At 64.2% G+C, this 19,644-nt stretch carries 20 protein-coding genes; 10 read left to right on the plus strand and 10 right to left on the minus strand.

The features are described 5' to 3' along the window. Positions 1 to 126 precede the first annotated feature (126 nt). Positions 127 to 1,428: an MFS transporter gene (locus P6U29_RS11530; RefSeq protein ID WP_407117711.1), complete on the plus strand. Its 1,302-nt coding sequence runs from the start codon at positions 127 to 129 to the stop codon at positions 1,426 to 1,428. On the opposite strand, the gene P6U29_RS11535 is transcribed toward P6U29_RS11530, so the two are convergent. Further along, positions 1,417 to 2,916 carry a hypothetical protein gene (locus tag P6U29_RS11535; RefSeq protein ID WP_407117712.1) on the minus strand — a complete coding sequence of 500 codons (1,500 nt, stop codon included), beginning with the start codon at positions 2,914 to 2,916 and terminating at the stop codon, positions 1,417 to 1,419. The two genes, P6U29_RS11530 and P6U29_RS11535, sit on opposite strands and share 12 nt — an antisense overlap. 416 nt (positions 2,917 to 3,332) lie before the next feature. Here P6U29_RS11535 and P6U29_RS11540 point away from each other — a divergent pair, with 416 nt between their 5' ends. The 4 genes from P6U29_RS11540 to P6U29_RS11555 all read left to right on the plus strand — a co-directional run bounded on the left by P6U29_RS11540 (position 3,333) and on the right by P6U29_RS11555 (position 6,058). Further along, positions 3,333 to 3,794 carry an Hsp20 family protein gene (locus P6U29_RS11540; RefSeq protein WP_407117713.1) on the plus strand — a complete coding sequence of 154 codons (462 nt, stop codon included), beginning with the start codon at positions 3,333 to 3,335 and terminating at the stop codon, positions 3,792 to 3,794. Positions 3,795 to 3,870: 76 nt separating this feature from the next. Next, positions 3,871 to 4,362, plus strand: coding sequence for an Hsp20/alpha crystallin family protein (locus tag P6U29_RS11545; protein WP_407117714.1), 492 nt, complete (start codon positions 3,871 to 3,873; stop codon positions 4,360 to 4,362). Positions 4,363 to 4,450: 88 nt separating this feature from the next. Then, entirely contained in the window at positions 4,451 to 4,786 is a 336-nt protein-coding gene (locus P6U29_RS11550) for a hypothetical protein (RefSeq protein ID WP_407117715.1), read from the plus strand. A 165-nt stretch (positions 4,787 to 4,951) separates the two neighbouring features. Further along, a complete protein-coding gene (locus P6U29_RS11555; RefSeq protein WP_407117716.1) occupies positions 4,952 to 6,058 on the plus strand; it encodes a trypsin-like peptidase domain-containing protein in 1,107 nt (368 codons plus the stop codon). A 71-nt stretch (positions 6,059 to 6,129) separates the two neighbouring features. On the opposite strand, the gene P6U29_RS11560 is transcribed toward P6U29_RS11555, so the two are convergent. Both P6U29_RS11560 and P6U29_RS11565 read right to left on the minus strand, forming a co-directional pair. After that, complete coding sequence (locus tag P6U29_RS11560; protein WP_407117717.1) at positions 6,130 to 6,306, minus strand: hypothetical protein; 177 nt, start codon at positions 6,304 to 6,306, stop codon at positions 6,130 to 6,132. Next, a complete protein-coding gene (locus P6U29_RS11565; protein WP_407117718.1) occupies positions 6,303 to 6,524 on the minus strand; it encodes a hypothetical protein in 222 nt (73 codons plus the stop codon). Before P6U29_RS11565 ends, P6U29_RS11560 begins: the two co-directional genes overlap by 4 nt. A gap of 204 nt (positions 6,525 to 6,728) precedes the next feature. On the opposite strand from P6U29_RS11565, the gene P6U29_RS11570 reads away from it, so the two are divergent. After that, the gene (locus tag P6U29_RS11570; RefSeq protein ID WP_407117719.1) at positions 6,729 to 7,526 is read left to right on the plus strand and encodes a fumarylacetoacetate hydrolase family protein; all 798 of its coding nucleotides are present in this window, start codon (positions 6,729 to 6,731) and stop codon (positions 7,524 to 7,526) included. A 143-nt stretch (positions 7,527 to 7,669) separates the two neighbouring features. Further along, positions 7,670 to 8,053: a hypothetical protein gene (locus P6U29_RS11575; RefSeq protein WP_407117720.1), complete on the plus strand. Its 384-nt coding sequence runs from the start codon at positions 7,670 to 7,672 to the stop codon at positions 8,051 to 8,053. Positions 8,054 to 8,104: 51 nt separating this feature from the next. On the opposite strand, the gene P6U29_RS11580 is transcribed toward P6U29_RS11575, so the two are convergent. Together P6U29_RS11580 and P6U29_RS11585 are read right to left on the minus strand one after the other, a co-directional pair. Further along, on the minus strand, positions 8,105 to 8,956 hold the full coding sequence (locus P6U29_RS11580; protein WP_407117721.1) for an HpcH/HpaI aldolase/citrate lyase family protein: 852 nt from the start codon (positions 8,954 to 8,956) through the stop codon (positions 8,105 to 8,107). Further along, on the minus strand, positions 8,956 to 9,408 hold the full coding sequence (locus tag P6U29_RS11585) for a MaoC family dehydratase (RefSeq protein ID WP_100231998.1): 453 nt from the start codon (positions 9,406 to 9,408) through the stop codon (positions 8,956 to 8,958). The genes P6U29_RS11580 and P6U29_RS11585 overlap by 1 nt, the downstream gene beginning before the upstream one ends. A gap of 230 nt (positions 9,409 to 9,638) precedes the next feature. Between P6U29_RS11585 and P6U29_RS11590 the strand changes: the two genes are divergently transcribed. Next, the gene (locus tag P6U29_RS11590; RefSeq protein ID WP_407117722.1) at positions 9,639 to 10,805 is read left to right on the plus strand and encodes an acyl-CoA dehydrogenase family protein; all 1,167 of its coding nucleotides are present in this window, start codon (positions 9,639 to 9,641) and stop codon (positions 10,803 to 10,805) included. A 32-nt stretch (positions 10,806 to 10,837) separates the two neighbouring features. Here the strand turns inward: P6U29_RS11590 and P6U29_RS11595 are convergent, their stop codons facing one another. The 4 genes from P6U29_RS11595 to P6U29_RS11610 form a co-directional block, all read right to left on the minus strand. Further along, a complete protein-coding gene (locus tag P6U29_RS11595; RefSeq protein ID WP_407117723.1) occupies positions 10,838 to 12,412 on the minus strand; it encodes an AMP-binding protein in 1,575 nt (524 codons plus the stop codon). 33 nt (positions 12,413 to 12,445) lie between these two features. Continuing rightward, positions 12,446 to 13,081: a uracil phosphoribosyltransferase gene (upp, locus tag P6U29_RS11600; RefSeq protein WP_407117725.1), complete on the minus strand. Its 636-nt coding sequence runs from the start codon at positions 13,079 to 13,081 to the stop codon at positions 12,446 to 12,448. A gap of 841 nt (positions 13,082 to 13,922) precedes the next feature. Further along, a complete protein-coding gene (locus tag P6U29_RS11605) occupies positions 13,923 to 15,089 on the minus strand; it encodes an IS110 family transposase (RefSeq protein ID WP_407112656.1) in 1,167 nt (388 codons plus the stop codon). A 104-nt stretch (positions 15,090 to 15,193) separates the two neighbouring features. After that, positions 15,194 to 16,078 (minus strand): Ku protein, encoded by an 885-nt coding sequence (locus P6U29_RS11610; RefSeq protein ID WP_407117726.1) that lies wholly within the window; start codon positions 16,076 to 16,078, stop codon positions 15,194 to 15,196. A 117-nt stretch (positions 16,079 to 16,195) separates the two neighbouring features. Between P6U29_RS11610 and ligD the strand changes: the two genes are divergently transcribed. Continuing rightward, positions 16,196 to 18,871: a DNA ligase D gene (gene ligD / locus P6U29_RS11615; protein ID WP_407119294.1), complete on the plus strand. Its 2,676-nt coding sequence runs from the start codon at positions 16,196 to 16,198 to the stop codon at positions 18,869 to 18,871. Positions 18,872 to 18,980: 109 nt separating this feature from the next. On the opposite strand, the gene P6U29_RS11620 is transcribed toward ligD, so the two are convergent. After that, positions 18,981 to 19,145: a DUF3309 family protein gene (locus P6U29_RS11620; RefSeq protein WP_092237569.1), complete on the minus strand. Its 165-nt coding sequence runs from the start codon at positions 19,143 to 19,145 to the stop codon at positions 18,981 to 18,983. Between the two features lie 180 nt (positions 19,146 to 19,325). On the opposite strand from P6U29_RS11620, the gene P6U29_RS11625 reads away from it, so the two are divergent. Then, positions 19,326 to 19,643 carry a polyhydroxyalkanoic acid system family protein gene (locus P6U29_RS11625; protein ID WP_122401835.1) on the plus strand — a complete coding sequence of 106 codons (318 nt, stop codon included), beginning with the start codon at positions 19,326 to 19,328 and terminating at the stop codon, positions 19,641 to 19,643. The last annotated feature ends 1 nt before the right edge of the window (position 19,644 follow it).

A 19,644-nucleotide genomic window follows, 5' to 3' on the forward strand; every position in this document is an offset into this window, starting at 1 on the left:
GCAATGATGGGTGTTGAGGCATCGGCGCGAAAATCTCGCAACGTAGTCCGCAGCGTCGGTACGCCTGCAGGTTGCAAGCCCGGGCGCGATTGGCCATGATGTTCTCCGGAATCTGTGGGGCAGGGCATGACGACAGCAACGGGGGTCTCCGCGGCCGCGGGGAAGTCGACGACGACGCATGTGGTGTGGGCGAGCGCGCTCGGCACCGCCATCGAGTGGTACGATTTCCTGATCTACGGCACGGCGGCAGCACTGGTCTTCAACAAGCTGTTCTTCCCGAGTTTCGATCCCTTCGTCGGCACGCTGGCGGCGTTCTCGACCTACGCGGTCGGCTTCGTCGCGCGGCCGATCGGCGGCGCGATCATCGGGCATTACGGCGACCGGCTCGGCCGCAAGACCATGCTGGTTGCGACCATGATCGCGATGGGACTCGGCACGTTCCTGATCGGCTGCCTGCCGACCTACAATCAGATCGGCGTCTGGGCCCCGATCCTGCTCGTTATCCTTCGTTTCGTTCAGGGCATTGGGCTGGGGGGCGAGTGGAGCGGCGCGGTCGTGATGGTGATCGAGCACGCCGGCAATCGCCGCGGCTTCTACGGCAGCCTGGTGCAGGTTGGCTTCCCCGTCGGCGTCGCCGCATCGACCGGCATCTTCGGCCTGATGACGAAGCTGCCCGAGGCGGACTTCCTCAGCTGGGGCTGGCGCGTACCGTTCCTGATCAGCATTCTGCTGGTCGGCGTCGGCTTTATCGTGCGGCTCAAGCTCGAGGAGACGCCTCACTTCAAGGAGATCGTCGAACGCAAGGAGGTGCTGGCGCAGCCGGCCCTCGAGGTGTTGCGCCGCGACTGGGGCAGCTTTCTGCTCGCGATCGGCATCACGGTGTCGGAGGTCGGGCTCGCTTATCTCCTCACCGTGTTCACAGTGGTTTACGCGACGACAAAGCTCGGTCTGCCGCGGCAGGTGATCCTGGATGCCGTGGTGTATGCTGCGATCGTCGAGTTCGCGACCTTGCCGCTTGCCGGCTGGCTGTCCGACATCTTCGGACGCAAGGCGCTGTATCTCGCCGGCGGCGTGTTCTCGGTGGCGCTCGCCTTTCCGCTGTTCTGGTTCCTCGACACCAAGGAGCCGGCGCTGATCAGGCTCGCGCTCGTCGTCACGATGACGCTCACCCATGCGCTGCTGTTCGGGCCGAAGGCCGCGTTCATGCCGGAGCTGTTCCGCACCCAGGTGCGCTACAGCGGCGCTTCGCTCGGCGCCAATGTCGCGGCGGCGCTGAGCGGCGGCTTCTCGCCGCTGATCGCGGCTGCGCTACTGGCATGGGCCGGCTCGTACTGGGCGGTGTCGGTCTACATCGTCGCGCTGTCGATCGTCACGATCATCGCGACCCTGATGGCGCCGGAGACGGCGCGGGACTCGTTAAGATCCTGAGCGCCGGGACAAGCAAGCGGGGTTTGCGGCGTTCGGAGACACCAGGAAGGTGATGGTCGCCGGAGCAAGCCGAATTGGTCCCGGTGGTGTTGCGCGTGCCTCGAGCCGGGGCAGCTGGCCATCGGTGGCCAGCGCGAGCCTCTTGCCGTTCAACCACACAATCGTGCCCTGCAACCGCGCCGCGTGCAGAGTGTACCGTTCGGCGGATCCCGACAGCGTCAGCGCGTGTGACGTGCGGTACGACGTATTGATGGCGAGCAGCGACACCGCACCTGCAATGGCTGGATGGCAATGCGCATAGAGATGGAGGTCGCGCGGAGCAGCCTTGCCTGCGTCGAGCACAATCGTTCCCATCAGCCGGCGCCAGAGCAGCGCGGCCCAATAGCTCGGCCGCGGCCGGAACGTTGTCTCGTCAAGCAGGCCGTAATCGCTGGCGGCCAGCGTGTTGTGCATCACCACCTGGACGCCGGCCTTGGCCAAGCGTCCGAGCTGGTCGAGATAGCGGAAGCTGTCGAGAAAGGTCTGGTCCCATCGGCCGCCGCCGCAGGCTGCATCAGCCGTCTCGGTCAGCCAGATCGGCTTGCCTGGCTCGAATGCGTCGCGCTGGGCCTGGTAGGTCCTGAGTGTCGCATCCGTGCGCGCCAGCCAGTCCTCCGAAAGGGCCTGCGCCGGATCTTCGTGCCCACCGCAGCGCGGCGAGATCGTGTTGTAATGGTGATAGGAGAAACGATCGACGCCGGGACCGGAGGCGGCAAGCAGGTCGCGTGTGGTGATGCCTGAGCCGGATGGCGATGGTGCGTCGCCGACCGAGCCGGGACCGAGGATCAGCGTCTCAGGTGCGGCGCGCCGCATCCAGTCGCGAAAGATCTTGAAGTCGCGGCCATAGGCGGTCGCATCATATCCCGCCGGCGCGCCGCCCGTCGCTGCAAGCGTCGGCTCATTCATGAATTCGGCGGCGGCGATACGGCCACCCAGCGCGCGCGTGGTGTCGACCAGCTGCTGCGCTTGATCCGGCTTCCATAGGCCGTTGGCATCGCGGCTGCCGGGACTGATCGCAAAGGAGGTGACAATCTCCGCATCGACCGCACGCGCGAACTCCACGACGCCGCGCCACTGCGCACGGCTGAGCACCGAGTTGAACCCAGGCGGCGGCTTTCCCGGCGCCTCGGCAAAGAACGTTGCATTGGCCCAGGTGCCGCTCACGCGCAGATAGGCCGGCGACAACGCCGCGGCGAGCAGGCGCAGTCGCGGATTGGCAAGATCGATCGGCGGTCTCGCGCTGTAACGATCCCGTTCGTCGAAAGCACGTCCCGTTGGCGGATAAGGCTTCCAGAACCGTCCGCCGGTCACCTCCACCATCTCGATATTGTAGGATTGAAAGCGTGCGTCGATCGTTGCGATCGCTTTCAGATCGGTGGGCGAGATGGCAATGTCGCCGGCGTGCGCCGCGCACATCGTTGCGGTCGCGAGCAGCGCGATCGTCGTCATGCGCGCCACGCGATCGGCCCGACGCGTTCGGGATCCCAGCCTCTCGTGTGTGGCCGGGTGTTTCGTCATGCGCCGCCGGTCCAGATGCATAGTGGCAACCCTGGCCTTTATCCAGATCGACAAAACTATCTGTATTTTACCCCATCATGGACGCCGCCGGACCACCCGCCGCCGGTGCCGCCTCAGGAGCCGGCCGCCGTAGCGGGGGCACACCATTAACCCGGGTAGGGACAAAAAAATTTCAGCAGCCCCTCTTGAAACCAATCACCGGTTTTCTATGTCGTTTTTCGCCGCGAGAGCGGTGTGCCGGATGCCAAAACCGGGTCCGGCACGGGCGCCGGGCTGGTCTTTCGGACCCGTCTGAATCCCCGCCTTGCGCTCCTTCGTATCCATCTTGCTCTTAGGAGGACTTGGTTATGAGGACCAGTTTCGACTTCGCGCCCCTGTGGCGCTCCACCATCGGCTTCGATCATCTGGCCGACCTCGTCGACAGCACGCTGCGCCAGGCGACCGAGGACCACTATCCCCCCTACAACATCGAGCGCTCCGGCGAAGACCACTACCGGATCAGCCTTGCGGTGGCAGGCTTCGGCGCCAGCGATATCACTGTGACCGCCGAGCAGAACGCGCTCACCATCGAGGGCAAGAAGCCCGAGACCGCTGCACGCGAATACCTGTACCAGGGCATCGCCGCACGTCCGTTCCGGCGTGTGTTCAACCTCGCCGATTACGTCCAGGTGAAGCAGGCCTCGTTCCAGGACGGGCTCCTGATCATCGACCTCGTCCGCGAGGTTCCGGAAACCATGAAGCCGCGCCGGATTCCCATTGCGGGCGGCGCTCCTGCGGCATCGCAGATCGAGCAGAAGAAGGCAGCCTGAGCGCTCGATCGATCCAATGGCGGAACGCGGCGCGCGGATGCGCGGGCCGCGCTCCCGATGCATGAAGGAGAGAACCATGGCTTTTCGTGATCTCATTCCCTGGTCGAGAAACCAGGAGCTTGCGCCGGTGCGCGATACTTTCGATCCCTTCCTGACGCTTCACCGCGAGATGAACCGCCTGTTCGAGGACGTCTTCCGTGGCTTCGGCGGGACCAGCCTGTCGCCGCTGATGGAAGGACGTTTCGGCTGGCCGAAGGTCGAGCTCAGCGAGACCGACAAGACGCTGACGGTCTCGGCCGAGCTTCCCGGCCTGACGGAGAAGGACGTCCAGGTCGAGATCGCCAATGGCGTCCTGACCGTCCGCGGCGAGAAGAAGTCGGAGCGCAACGGCGAAGGCAGGTACTTCACCGAGCGCTATTACGGCGCCTTCGAGCGGCAGATCCCGCTGGAGGGCGTCGAGGAGGACAAGGCCGAGGCGTCGTTCAAGAACGGCGTCCTGACCGTGTCGCTGCCGAAATCGGAGAAGGCGCGCGAAGGCGTCAAGCGCATCGCGATCAATACGCAATAGTGTCAAGCGGGACGGCGGCGATTGGCGCCGCCGTTCCGTAGTCAACAACCCCGTCCCTTTGGAAAGGAGTTTGAGGGAGGCACCGCCAATGACCAACGTGAATACCAATGTCGGCACTCTCAATCCGCTGTTTCACCCCGCGGCCCATTACAACTCGCCTGCCGAAGTCCTGGATGCCGAAGAGCTCTCCACCCCGGAGAAGCGCATCATCCTGTCGTCCTGGGCATCCGACATGTACGCGGTCGAATCCTGTCCGGCCCTGCGCGAGATCCCCGGCATGAGCCACACCGTCCGGCTCGTCGATATTCTGACCGCCCTGCGCAAGCTCGACGGTGACAATGACAATGACGAGCCGCCGCGGGGCGGCGGCGTGCCGATGCGGCTGCGGCGGCCATGGGCCGCCGCTGAAAGGCGGGCCGCATGATGTTCACGCCCACCGTTCTCGGACTCGTGCTGCTCGGCCAATCCTCGGCAGCCTGGGCCGTTCCGTATCTAGCCTTGCAGGGCTGGATCGTCGCGCCACGCGACGAAGGCTGAAGCCACCAAGGTCTCGAATATCCACACAACACAAAGCGGCAGGGTGACGATGATGAATGCTGTGCGTCTGCTTTTCGTGGCCTTGCTGGTGCTGACGCTCACAGCGTCGCAGCCTGCCGCCGGCCAGATTCCGGATCTGAAGACCGGTGGCTCGGTGCCGACCCTGGCGCCGCTGGTGCGTCAGGTCACGCCCGCCGTGGTCAACATTTCCGTGCATGGCCGCGTGCGCGAGGACAACCCGCTCTATCGCGATCCGCTGTTCCGCGAATTCTTCGACGTTCCCCGGCAGATCGAGAAGGAGGTCAATGCGACCGGCTCCGGGGTCATCGTCGACGCCCAGCGCGGCTATGTGCTGACCAACAATCACGTGGTCGAAGGCACCTCCGCCGTTCAGATCACGACCAAGGACGGCCGGCAGTTTTCCGCCAAGGTCATCGGCCGTGATCCGTCCACGGATGTCGCGGTGCTCCAGGTCCAGAGCCCGGCCGGGCTCAAAGCGCTTCCCTTGGGGGACAGCGACGGGCTCGAGGTCGGTGATTTCGTGCTTGCGATCGGCAATCCTTTCGGCCTCGGCCAGACCGTGACATCAGGGCTCGTCAGCGCGCTGGGACGCACCGGCCTCGGCAAGCAGGGCTATGAGGATTTCATCCAGACCGATGCGGCGATCAATCCCGGCAATTCCGGTGGGGCGCTGGTCAGCCTGCGCGGCGAACTCGTCGGCATCAACTCGGCTATCATCTCACCTGCCGGCGGCAATGTCGGCATCGGCTTTGCCATTCCGGTCAATATGGCGCGCAAGGTGATGGAGCAGATCATCGCCAGGGGGCGCGTCGAGCGCGGTCGCATCGGCATTTCGCTCAAGGATCTGCATCCGTCAGTCAACAAGGGATTGAATCAAGGCGCCGTCATCGCCGAGATCGCCGCGGATTCGCCCGCAGAGAAGGCCGGCTTGCGCAAGGGTGATATCGTGACCGGAGCCGACGACCGCCCGATACGCACCGCCGCCCAGCTCCGCAACACGATCGGCCTTGCGCGCGTCGGCGAGGATGTGAAGCTCACTCTGCTGCGCAACGGTGCCCCATTCACTGCCAATGTGAGAGTAGCGCCGGCGAGCGAACCGAGCAGTGCGCTCGCTGGCCCCAATCGCCTCGTTCGCTGAACCGAATGCAGGGCGATCCGCGGAAGCGTGGGGCGTCCCTGCAATTGTTGCAGACCGCATGACTATCCGGCTCAGGCCGCGCGGTGATCCAGCCCGCCTTGCAGGTCCCGGATCAGCCGCCGCTCGCGTTCGATGCGTTGGCGATAGAGCTCGCGCTCATGCTCGTTCTTCGCGCTGGCAAGAAGCAGCTCGTAATGGCCGATGACCTTCTCGCTGCCTCGAATGAGCAGGTCTCGCTGACTGTTCATTGCGCCACCCCCGTGGCATCGGCCGGCGCTCTGGAGGCGCGGAAGCTGACAGGAAAGGTCGCTGCGGTCAGGCCATCGAGCGCCGATTGCTCTTCTGCGAGGCGTCTCTCGATGAAATGGCGCTCGAGCTGCGACAGGCTGGTCTTCAGCAGGCGCCGGTAACGGTGGATGTTGTTGCGGTGCGCACGAATGCGGGCCAGATTCTCATCGAGCATCATCGTCTCTCCAGACGGTCGCGTTAAGTCCTTTTTTCCGAGGGTGAGAAAGTCTCTTCTCGGCAAAAAAATATGCGGCGGGTGGACGGTGTCAAGATGTTCGAAGCCCGTGCCGCGCCCGTCCTTGTTGCTGGCAGGCTGAAGATCGACTATCAGCCAGATCGGAGCGCTTGACGCTACCCAAGGACAAGGAAGGAAGCACCTGACATGAGAACGATCTCACCGACGCGACGGGACCTGCTTGCAACCGCGGCGGCAGCCACCGCAGCTTCGCTGGCCGAGGTCGCACCGGCCGCAGCGCAGGCCGGACCGAAGCCGATCTTCCCGGTGCCGATGGTCACGATCCCGATCGTCGGCGAGAGCCAGGTGTTTCAGGTCCGCCGCATCTACTGCATCGGGCGCAACTATGCGGCACATGCGATCGAGCGCGGCTCGGATCCGAACCGCGAGCCGCCGTTCTTCTTCCAGAAGCCGACCGACGCGATCCAGAACGTCGCGATCGGCGAGGTCGCCGATCATCCCTATCCGTCGCTGACCAAGAACTATCATCACGAGGTCGAGCTGGTCGCCGCGCTGAAGTCCGGCGGCACCAATATCCCGGTCGATAAGGCGCTCGACCACGTCTATGGTTACGCCCTCGGCCTCGACATGACCCGGCGCGATCTCCAGAACGGCATGGCCGCGGAGAAGAAGCCTTGGGAGATCGGCAAGAGCTTTGATCATGCTGCTGTGCTCGGCCCGATCCACCCGGCGAGCAAGACTGGTCATTTCGAGAAGGGTGCGATCTCGCTGGCCGTCAACGGCACGGTGCGGCAGAACTCGGATCTCAGCAAAATGATCTGGAGCGTGGCCGAGCAGATCGCGAAGTTGTCGGAAGCGTTCGAGCTGAAAGCCGGCGACATCATCTATTCCGGCACGCCGGAGAATGTCGGCCCCGTGGTGAAGGGCGACGTGCTGCTCTGCAAGCTTGAGGGCCTGCCCGACATGTCGATCAAGATCGTGTAGTTGCCACGCCGCTGCCGCAACCGCCAGTGGCGGAGCCCTGCCATGGCCGGGTTCCGCGGGTCGATTGCCTTTTGTTGGCCGGTAAGTGAACCTCGTGCGGCCATATTTGAGAACGAGTGAATTCCCGTGAGGGAGGCGCTCCGATGAACAAAGCTCTGATCACTGCTATCGCAATGCTGGCCTGCGTGCCCGCGAGCGCCGTTGCGCAGGAGCGCGCGGGCGATGCGGCGCTCGGCGCGGTATCGGGCGCGGTCGTGCTGGGCCCCGTCGGTGCGGTCGCCGGAGCCTTGATCGGCTACACGGCCGGACCTTCGATCGCCCGCTCCTGGGGCATGAGAGGTTCGCATTCGGCAAGGCACCGGCAGCCGCCGCGCCGCGCCGCCGCGACCGGCGGCCCGTCGCGCACGCGCGAGGCGATGGCAGCCAACGGCCAGATGCGAGCTGCCGGCAATCCGGCCCCGCCGGTTCAAGCCGCGCCTGCCGTCCCGGCGCAGACCTCGACGCCGCCCGTTCAGGGATTCGACTAGCGGCTGACAGCTTCAAGCTGGGGCCTGAACTGGCAAGGCTTGAGTCCCGATCTAGAGCTGGCCGAGAATCTTCTTCGCGGCGCGAAGGTGCGGCTTGTCGATCATCTGGCCATCGAGCCGCAGCGTGCCGGAATTCGGATTGCTCGCGAACGCCGCGATCACCTTCTCCGCCCATCTGCGTTCGGCATCCGTCGGCTCGAAAGCCGCGTTGACGATGTCGACGTGCTTGGGATGGATCAGCGCCTTGGCCGAAAAGCCGTCGCGCCGCGCGGCGCGCGTTTCCTGCTCGAGGCCGGCCAGATTGTCGATGTCGGTGTAGACCGTGTCGATCGGCGCGATCTCGGCCGCGGCGGCGGCCATCAGGCAGAGATCGCGCGCGAGGCGATAGGGACTGTGGAACACGCCGCCGGAGGCTTTCTCGGTGGCGCCGAGCGAGGCTGAAAGATCCTCCGCGCCCCACATCAGCCCGGCGAGGCGAGGGGAGCAGCCCTTGTAACTGCCGAGCCCGAAGATCGAACTGGCCGTTTCGGTCGCCACGCAGACGATGCGGGTCGCGCCAACCTCGATGCCGGCTGCCGCCTCGAGCGCTTCGAGCCAGGTCGCGACCTGCCGCACGTCATCGCCGCCTTGCGATTTCGGCAGCACGATGCCATCGGGCCTGCCCGGCATCACCGCCGCGAGATCGGCCAGCGTCATGCCGGTATCCAGCGCATTGACGCGGACGTAGAGCTGGTGTGGGCCGGGACGGCTCTTCAGCATCGCAAGTGTCAGCCCGCGCGCGTCCGCCTTTTTCTCGGTGACGACGGAGTCCTCGAGGTCGATGATCAGCGCGTCGGCCTTGCCTTCGCTCGCCTTCTCGAATTTGCGCGGGGAATCGCCCGGCACGAACAGCATCGAACGCATCAGACCGGCCTCTTGTGCATCATCGCCATGCGGCGGCATTTGCCGACGATCTCGTCGTTCTGGTTCAAGGCGTGGTGCTCGAACTCGACGATGCCGGCCTTGGGCCGCGATTTGGATTCCCGCACCGAGAGCACCTTTGTCGTGGCCCGCAACGTGTCGCCATGGAAGACCGGCTTTGGAAAGGTGACGTCGGTCATGCCGAGATTGGCAACGGTGGTTCCCAGCGTCGTATCATAGACCGTCATGCCGATCATGATGCCGAGGGTGTAAAGGCTGTTGAAAATGCGCTGGCCGAACTCGGTCTTTTCAGCGAAATGCGCGTCGATGTGCAGCGGCTGCGGATTGAGCGTCAGCAGGCTGAACATGGTGTTGTCCATCTCCGTGACGGTCCGTGTCAGAGGGTGCCTGAACTCCTGGCCTACGGAAAAGTCCTCGAAATAAAGTCCGGCCATCGCGGTTTCCTCCCTGCGAAATAACGGCGCGCTCGCACCGTCGCGCCGCATGACCCTATGCATGGTAGACACACTTCGCGGACAAATTCACGTATCTGTGCGCGGTTTTTCGAGCTAAGAACGCGGGCGAGGGCACGTCCGGACGCAGCAAGCGGCGACGGCCTTTGCGTGGGGAACGCGAAGGGAAGGGAGATGGCGCGGTCGCGGCTCCCAAGGAGGAGATCAGGCACATGGATTTCGCGCTCACCGATCAGCAGGAAGCCATTCGCGACGCCATCGCCAAGATCTGCGAAGGCTTTCCGGATGCCTACTGGCTGAAGAAGGACCACGACGGCGGCTTCCCGCACGACTTCCACAAGGCGCTGGCAGACGCCGGCTGGCTCGGCATCTGCGTGCCCGAAGAATATGGCGGCTCCGGCCTCGGCATCACCGAAGCTGCGATCATGATGCGCACCATCGCGGAGTCCGGCGCCGGCATGTCCGGCGCCTCCGCCGTGCACATCAACGTGTTCGGCCTCAATCCCGTCGTCGTGTTCGGCACCAAGGAGCAGCGCAGGCGGATGCTGCCGCCGATGGTCCAGGGACGCGAGAAGGCGTGCTTTGCTGTCACCGAGCCGAATACCGGTCTCAACACCACGCAGCTCAAGACGCGCGCGGTGGCCAAGAACGACCGCTATATCGTCAATGGCCAGAAGGTGTGGATCTCGACCGCGCAGGTCGCGCACAAGATCCTGTTGCTGGCGCGCACCACGCCTCTGGAAGAGGTGCGTTCGCCAACCCACGGTCTAAGCCTGTTCTACACCGATTTCGATCGCAACAGGATCAAGGTCCACGAGATCGAAAAAATGGGCCGCAAGATCGTCGATTCCAACGAGTTGTTCTTCGAGGATTTTGAAATTCCGATGGAGGATCGGATCGGCGAGGAGGGCAAGGGCTTCCAGTACATCCTCGAAGGCATGAATCCGGAGCGCATCCTGATCGCGGCGGAAGCCGTCGGCCTCGGCAAGCTCGCGCTATCGCGCGCGACCGAATACGCCAAGACGCGCACCGTGTTCAACCGCCCGATCGGCAAGAACCAGGGCATCCAGCATCCGCTCGCGGTGAACTGGGTCGAGCTCGAGGCGGCCTGGCTGATGGTAATGTCGGCGGCCTGGCAGTACGACAAGGGCATGCCGTGCGGCGCCGCGGCCAATGCCGCAAAATATCTGGCGGGCGAAGCGGGCTTCTCGGCCTGCGAGCAGGCGGTGATGACCCATGGCGGCTTCGGCTACGCCAAGGAATTCCACGTCGAGCGCTATTTGCGCGAGGTGCTGATCCCGCGCATAGCGCCAGTCAGCCCGCAGCTCGCGCTCAGCTTCATCGCGGAAAAGGTGCTGGGGCTCGCGAAGTCCTACTGAACGAGTCTTGTGGCGCAAACCAAATAAGCTGCCTATTCGGCGGCGATCCGTTCCATCGCCATGGCACGAAGCCTGGCGCGTTGGATCTTGACGCCGTTGGCGCTGTCGGTGACGGGGAAGGCGTCCACCACATAGATCCGCGCCGGCACCTTGTAGCCGGCGAGCCGTTCGCGCAGATGAGCGGTCAGCGCCTCCTGTCGCGGTGGCTCTCCAGTCGGGATCACGAAGGCGACGCAACGTGCCTGACCCTTGAGATCGACCGCGACGACCTGGGCGTCGGCGACACCGGTGCAGGATTTGAGCTCGTCCTCGATTTCGCCGGGCGCAACCAGGAAGCCGCCGAGCCGCATCGCATCGCCGGCGCGCGTCTCGTAGACGAACGAGCCGTCGCCGCGCAGCCGGCCGATGTCGCCGGTGCGGAAGAACCCGTCGGCGGTGATCGCTTCACGCGTTGCCGCGGGATTGTTGAAATAGCCGAGAAAGCGCGATGGCGCGCTGATCTCGATCTCGCCGGAGACGCCTTGGGGCGCAAGCTCGCCGGTCTCGACATCGCGCACGCGGACTTTCGCGTCAGGCGACATCGGCCAGCCGCCGCCCTCGATGCGATCGGCAAAGGCATCACTGGTGCGGCCGATCGAGAACAGCGCCTGCACCTCGCTCGAACCGTAGAGGCCGAACAGCTTCATGCCGCGCGCCTCTGCCTCCACTGCCAGCTCGCGCCAGCCGGGCTGGAACGCTGCGAAGCCGCAGACTTCGAGATGCGGAAATGGGCGTGGCGCATCGGTGAGCGCAAGGATACGGCGGAACATCTCGTCGGAACCGAAAGAATGCGTGATCCTGCACGCGTTGAGAATCCTCAGGGCCGGCGCCGCTTCGAAGGCGTCGAGCACATGGATGGTCGCGCCGGCTGCGATGAAGCCGAGCAGACTCGTCATGCCAAACGTGCCGCAGAACGGCAGCATGGCCAGCAATGAATGATGCTGCGTTGAGAGTTTCAGCGCCTTGGCGACTGAGGCCGCGTGCGTGACCAGCGTCCGCTGCGAATGCGCAACCAGCTTCGGCCCTTTGGTCGTACCTGACGTCGTGTAGAGCAGCACCGGCAAGTCGACGTCACCCTGAGTCGGCGGAGCCGGTGGATAGGGCTTCTCAAACGCATCGAACCGCACGCAGGTCCAGTGTGCCGGGATCGCATCCGCGCCGACCACGGCAAGCTGTTGCAGTGCAGGCACCTCGGCCTTGGCGACGTCGGCGAGGATGGCGGCAAAATCGATCGAGCGGAATGCGGCCTCGACCACCATGAGCTTCGCACCGGACACGCGAAGCAGATGCGCGACTTCCGCGCTGCGGTAGCGCGTATTGACGGCGGCGACGACTGCGCCGAGCCGTGCGGCGGCGAACAGCAGCGCGAGCCATTCGACCCGGTTGACCAGCCAGACCGCGACCACGTCGCCCTTGCCGATGCCCTGCGCGGCAAGCCAGGCGGCGGTCTGCTCGATCTTTGCCGAGAATTCCGCGCGAGAGACGGGCGTGCCGCCGAATACGAAGGCAGGATCGGCGGCGGTCTCGATCCGGATCAGCGTTTGCAGCGAAAAAGCGTTGGCGCTCATGCCAACTGGAGTAACGCGCTCGCGCAAACCTGTCTACTTGGTGCCGAACATCCGGTCGCCGGCATCGCCGAGACCCGGCACGATGTAGCCATGGTCGTTGAGCCGCTCGTCGATCGCGGCGGTCCAGATCGGCACGTCGGGATGCTCGCTCTGGAACTGGGCGATGCCCTCGGGCGCGGCCAGAAGGCAGACGAAGCGGATGTCGCGGGCGCCGCGCGCCTTGAGCAGGGAGGCGCCGGCGCAGGCCGAGTTGCCGGTCGCGAGCATCGGGTCCATCAGGATCACGGTGCGGTCGGACAGGTCCTGCGGCGCCTTGAAGTAATATTCCACGGCCTGCAACGTCTCGGGGTCGCGGTAGAGCCCGATATGGGCGATGCGCGCGGAAGGCATCAAGGCGAGCATGCCGTCGAGGAAGCCGACGCCGGCGCGCAGGATCGGCGCCAGCGTGAGCTTCTTGCCGGCGATCTTCGGCGCCTGCATCGGCGCGATCGGCGTTTCGATCTCGACCAGCTCCAGCGGCAGGTCACGCGTCACCTCGTAGCAGAGCAGCATCCCGATCTCGTTCAGGATCTCGCGAAAGCTCTTGGTCGAGCGGTCCTTCTCCCGCATCAGGGAGAGCTTGTGCTGGACCAGGGGATGGGCGACGACGTTGACGTTGCTGGTGCTCATGAAACCGCTCTACACGGTTCCATGAAACTGCGCCAGATCGGGCAGGCCTTTTCCGCGGGATAGCTGGCCTCAATCGGGCATCGTGACCGCGGCGCGAGCCCGGTTGCTTGCCTCGTAGGCAGCGATGGTCAATTTCACTCCCGATTGCCGTACGCATCGCGCCATCGTGGGCTGACGCAGCCGTCGCTCGCCTCAACCCCACCCGATCTGCCGCCAGGCCACGCCTTGACGGACGCGAGCCCGGCGTCATCATGCCAGATTCTGGCGATCCGGAGAGCGCAAAATGGTTGCTACGACGACTATCGTTGTCGTGATCCTGTACCATATCGTCATTGCGAGCGTAGCGGAGCAATCCAGAGTCTCTCCGCGGAAAGATTCTGGATTGCTCACATGGGGATTTGATGTGTCAAGGTTTATGGTCAGCTCTTTGTTCGATTGCAGGCCAGCTCTTCGTCCCGACCGCGGAACTTTTCGGATGGCGCGCGCAGATCAGGTCAAGACCGGCCCGTGAGGGCCGCCGCGAAGCGGCTTGGTCTTGACCTGAGCGAGCACGCCTTCAGGCTCGTTAGGTCGGGAAGTGCGGCGTGAACTACTCCTATGGTTGGCGATCCAAGGGTCGAGCCGGTTTTGGCAATCTGGTTTGCATGCCAGATCAAACTCACATTCGGTCGTTGCGCGGTGGCGACTGCACCAACATTCCGCTTGCGGCGGGCAGGCTCGAGAGGACGAGACCCTTCTTCGTTACGGCGTTTGAAGCCATGCAATCCATCGGTTCGTCCACCCGGATCGGCCGAGGCTGATCAACCTCGGCGGATTGGTTTTGAGGCTGAGAGGCGTGGTGTCAGGCGCCGGGCTTCACCACGGCTCCCTCGATCACGACGCCGGCGGTCACGTATTTCCACAGGGCCACGAGCAGCTTGCGCGCCAGCGCCACGATTGTGCGCTTGCGGCCGCGCTGGCTGTTGGCCTTGAACCACTGGGTCAGAGCCGATTGAGGCTGGTGACGTATCCACAGCCAGGCGAGCTGGATCATCGTGGTTCTCAGGCGCGGATTGCCGGCCTTCGACACGCCCTGCTCACGCTCAATGCCGCCACTGCGCCATGGCGTGGCCGCAAGACCGGCATAGGACGCAACCTGGCGGCGGTTGGTGAACTGACGGTGGAAGGCCTCCGACCAGAGAATGGCAGCAAAGTTCGGGCCCAGGCCCTTCAAGTCGAGCAGCATCGCGACCGGGTTCGATGCAGCCTTCTCGCCTGCTGGTCGGCTTGCAGCCAGCAATGCATCCTGCTCGCGCTCTACCGCCGCGATCTGGTCGAGCAGAAGTTCGAGCCGGTCGAGCTCGCGGCTGATCTGCGCCTTCAAATGCGCCGGCAGCAGCCGCCCGTCCCCCGTGCGCAAGGCCTCGAGCCGCGTCCGTCGATCGCGCCGCAGCGGCACGTAGTCGAATATCCCTTGCGCAAACAGAACACCCTTGATCCGGTTCACATGCACGATCCGCTCCGCGATCAAGGTCCGCCGCTCCCGGCAAAGCCTGCGGCGGTCCTCTTCTTCCGGAGAGGGGGCAACGACCATCGCGCAGACCCGTGGCTCGCCGCGCTTGTAGGCCAGAAGCGACCGCAACAGCGTCTCGCCGTCCAACCGGTCCGTCTTGGCCCGCCGGCGTCGGCGCGGCGTCGCGATCGAGGCCGGATCGACCACGTAGCTCTCGACGCCCTCCGACTGCAGAGTGCGGTGAAGCCAGAACCCATCCAGCCCCGCCTCCTGGATGGTGATGATCGGATAACTCTCGCCCGTTCGCGCCTGGGCCTTACGCTTCAGCGCTGCAAAGAGCTTCAAAAGCTCCGCAATAGCGCCGGCCTTCACGCTGTGTTTGGACATCTTCTCGCCCTTGCCGGGCGACAGCGATGTAACCAGCCATGTCGAACGGCTCAGTTCCAATGACACAAAAATTGCGCCAATCTGCGTCCGGATAGCGGCCAGTCCGTCGGAAAGATGATCGAGCAACATCGTTGTCTCCAGGTTGAGTTCTTCAGCAACCTCAGTCTGGCCTCAGACCCGGTCGCTATCCACTCCCCATGGAATCTTCGCTACGCTCGCAATGACGGAGTGAGTCAGCCGGCCTTCCTGTGCCTCGCCGCTGTCCGGTGCGTCTTCTTCGCGGCTCGGTGCCGTCCCGTCGCACGCCGCGCATGTGACTTCGCCGCCGTCTTCTTGCCGCCGCGTCCCTTCAGGCTCTGCTTCAGCGCGTCCATTAGGCTGATGACGTTGCTCGGTCGCTCCTCGGGCTCCGGCAGTTCGATCTTCTTGCCGCTGGCCTTGCGCTTCACCAGTGCCTTCAGCGCGTCCTCGTATTCGTCCTTGAATTTGCTGGGGTCGAAATGAGCCGCCTTTGTCTGCAGGATGTGACCGGCGAGCTCGATCATGTCCTTGGTGATCTTCGGGCTCTTGATGTCGTCGAAGAACTGGTCCTCGTCGCGCAGCTCGTAAGGGAAGCGCAGCGTGGTGCCGAGAAGGCCCTTGCCGAGCGGCTCGATTGCCATGACATGCTCGCGATTGGTGAGAACGATCTTGGCCAGCGCCACGCGGTCCTCATCCTTCATGGCGTCGCGGATCACCGCGAAGGCGTCGACCGCGGCCTTGCCGTCGGGTGCGATGTAGTAGGGGTGGTTGAGGTAGCGCTTGTCGATCTCCTCGCGAGGCACGAAGCTCTCGATGTCGATGGTGTGATTGCTCTCGATCTGGACCGCCTCGAGCTCCTCCGGTTCGATCTCGACATATTTGCCCTTGCTCAGCTCGTAACCACGCCCCTTCTGATCGCTCTCGACGACGTCGCCGGTCTCGGAATCGATCATCTGCTGCTTGAGCCGGTTCCCGGTCTCGCGGTTGATGAGATGAAACCGCGTCTTCTCCGCGGCGGTTGCCGCCGGGTAGAGCACCACCGGACAGCTCACCAGCGACAGTTTCAGCGTTCCCTTCCAATAGGCGCGCGGGGCCATTCCATTCTCCAGCGTTTTCAAGGTGTTTTGGAACCCCAACCGTTCGATAGGGTTTTGGTTCCGGGCGGGACTTTGGCCGTGATAGGCTTGAACGCCGAAAGAGAAGCGGGACCGGTCGTGCTGCAAAAACTCTCCACTTACCGACAGAAGCGTGACTTCGAGAAGACGCCCGAGCCATCGGGCAAGACCGCAGTGGCCCCCTCGAAACAACGGCGCTTCGTGATCCAGAAGCACGACGCGACGCGCCTGCATTACGATCTCCGGCTCGAACTCGACGGCGTGTTCAAGTCCTGGGCGGTGACGAAAGGGCCCTCGCTCGATCCGCACGACAAGCGCCTCGCGGTCGAGGTCGAGGATCATCCGCTCGACTATGGTGATTTCGAGGGCACGATTCCCGAAGGCCAATATGGCGGCGGCACCGTGATGCTGTGGGATCGAGGCTATTGGGAATCGGACGATCCGGAGGCCGGCTTCAAGAAGGGTGACCTCAAGTTCACGCTCCACGGCGACAAGCTGCATGGCAGTTGGGTCCTGGTGCGCATGCGCAACCGCGGCGGCGAGAAGCGCACCAACTGGCTCCTGATCAAGCATCGCGACGAATATGTCCGCGAAGGCGCGGACAACGACATTCTCGAGCAGGACAAGTCCGTCGCCTCCGGCCGCGCGATGGAGCAGATCGCCGAAGGCAAAGGCCGCGCGCCCAAGCCGTTCATGCTGGCCAAGGGCCTCAAGGGCAAGGCCGATGCAGTCTGGCAGTCCAACCGTGCCGAGGAGACGAAGGGGCGCACGGTGAAGCCGGCGCCGCGAACGGCGTTGAAAGGCGGCAAAGCGGCGAAGAAGAGCGCCACGACTGCGACGAACGCCAAGAAGGTTGCGGAGATGCCGGACTTCGTTCCGCCGCAGCTCTGCACGCTGGTCGAGCGGCCGCCGGCCGGCGAGGGCTGGTGCCATGAGATCAAGTTCGACGGCTACCGGGTGCAGCTCCGGGTCGAGGACGGCGAGGCGACGCTGAAGACACGCAAGGGTCTCGACTGGACCGGCAAGTTCGCCTCCATTGCCAAGGAAGCGGCAGCGCTGCCGGACGTGATGATCGACGGCGAGATCGTCGCGCTCGACCACAACGGCGCGCCGAACTTTTCCTCGCTGCAAGCTGCGCTGTCCGATGGCAAGACCGACGAGCTGATCTTCTTTGCCTTCGACCTGCTTTTCGCGGAGCATCAGGATTACCGCCGTCTGCCGCTCGGCGAACGCAAGGCCCGGCTGAGGGAGCTGCTGGAGTCGCGCAAGCGGAAATCGAGCCAGATCCGCTATGTCGAGCATTTCGAGAGTGGCGGCGATGCCGTGCTGAAATCTGCCTGCAAGCTCGAGCTCGAAGGCGTGGTGTCGAAGAAGCTGGATGCCACGTATCGTTCCGGCCGCACCGAGAGCTGGGTCAAGTCGAAATGTCGCGCCGGCCACGAGGTGGTGATCGGCGGCTACAAGACCACCAACGGCAAACTCCGCTCGCTCATGGCTGGCGTGCAGCGTGGCGATCATCTTGCCTTCGTCGGCATGGTCGGCACCGGCTTTGGCGCGGACAAGGTCAAGCGCATCATGCCTGCACTGAAGGCGATGGCGGCGAAGGAAAGCCCCTTCGGCGGCAAGAACGCTCCGAAGAAGACCCGCGACATGCACTGGCTGAAGCCGGAGCTCGTCGCCGAGATCGAGTTCGCCGGCTTTACCGCCGACGGCAATATCCGCCAGGCGGCATTCAAGGGATTGCGGCAGGATAAGCCGGCCGAGGAGGTCGAGGCGGAGACGCCGGTCGACACCGAGCTCGCCGAACCCTCGGCCAAGAAGCCGGCGCGCGCGAAGGCGGGCGGACAATCGAAGCAGGCCGCTCAAAATGCCGAGGTCATGGGTGTCGTCATCTCCAAGCCGGACAAGGAGCTCTGGCCCGACGACGGCAATGGCGAGCCCGTCACCAAATTGGATCTTGCCCGCTATCTCGAAGCCGTCGGCGAATGGATGATCGTGCACCTCAAGGGCCGGCCGTGTTCGCTGATCCGTGCTCCCGACGGCATCAAGGGCGAATGCTTCTTCCAGCGCCACGCCATGCAGGGGCAGTCGAACCTTCTGGAGCTCGCGCGAGTCTCCGGCGACCGCAAGCCGTATCTTCAGATCGATCGGATCGAGGGGCTCGCCGCGGTGGCGCAGATCGGCGGCGTCGAGCTGCATCCCTGGAACTGCGCGCCTTATGCCTACGACACGCCGGGCCGGCTGGTGTTCGATCTCGATCCCGCGCCCGACGTGGACTTCGCCGACGTCGTCGAGGCGGCCAAGGAGATGCGGCAGCGGCTGAGCGATGTCGGCATGGACAGCTTCTGCAAGACCACGGGCGGCAAGGGCCTCCACGTGGTGGTGCCGCTGCTCCACGGCGCCCGCGACAAGGTGAGCTGGAAGGAAGCCAAGGCATTTGCACAAGGCGTCTGCCAGTGGATGGCCAATGACGATCCCGAACGCTATCTGCTCAACATGTCGAAGAAGCTGCGCAAGAGAAAGATCTTCCTGGATTATCTCCGCAACGATCGCATGTCGACCGCGGTTGCCCCGCTCTCGCCGCGGGCACGCGTCGGGGCCACGGTGTCGATGCCGCTGACCTGGACGCAGGTGAAGAGCGATCTCGATCCGAAGAAGTATACGCTGCGGACCGTGCCGGGCCTGCTGCCGAGATCGAAAGCATGGGAGGGTTATGACGATGCCGCCGCGTCGATCAAAGCGGCGATGAAGAAGCTGGCGGCGAAGGTGAGGTAGGTGCTTTCCAAACGTCATTCCGGGTTGCGCGAAGCGCAGACCCGGAATCCAGAGGTTTGTGGCGCGAGATTCCGGGTTCGCGCGTGCGCGCCCCGGAATGACGCCCCGATTAGATCCGCCCCATCAGCAGCAGGATCAGCAGAATGATGATGAGAAGTCCGAGGCCGCCGCCGCCATAATAGCCGGTGCCATAGAACGGACCGCCGCCGATGCCGCTGAAGCCGCCCAGCAGGGCGATGACCAGAATGATCAGAATGATCGTGCCGATTGACATGCGAATCTCCTCAGCCCTTTGATGAAAGGGTCGTTTGCACCTGTCCCCTCGTGCGAGAGCAACTTGCCGCAGGTTTTATAGTTCCGGCTACGAAAGGGCGGTCACAGGATCAACTCGCATGGAACCTTTGCCTTTCCGTCGGCCATGAGTAGGTGAGGATCAGTCAGCAGGGTTAGGACCATGTCAGCGCCGCTTGTCGTCTCAATTCCGCATCGTCTCGGCCGCGAGGAGGCGGTGCGCCGGCTCAAGGCCGGGCTTGGCCGCGCCGCAGCAAGCATTCCCGTGATGCAGGTCGAGGAGGAACGCTGGAGCGGCGACAGCATGAACTTCCGCATCCGTGCGCTGGGGCAGGTCGCGACCGGTCAGATCGACGTGGCCGACGATCAGGTCCGGGTCGAGGTGGTGCTGCCCTGGCTGTTGCAGCGCTTTGCCGAGATGGCGCAGGCGACGATCAGGAAGCGCGGCCAATTGCTGTTGACCAAAGACGGGGGAAAGTAAC

This window comes from Bradyrhizobium sp. LMG 9283 (assembly GCF_045571415.1).
Classification (GTDB): domain Bacteria; phylum Pseudomonadota; class Alphaproteobacteria; order Rhizobiales; family Xanthobacteraceae; genus Bradyrhizobium.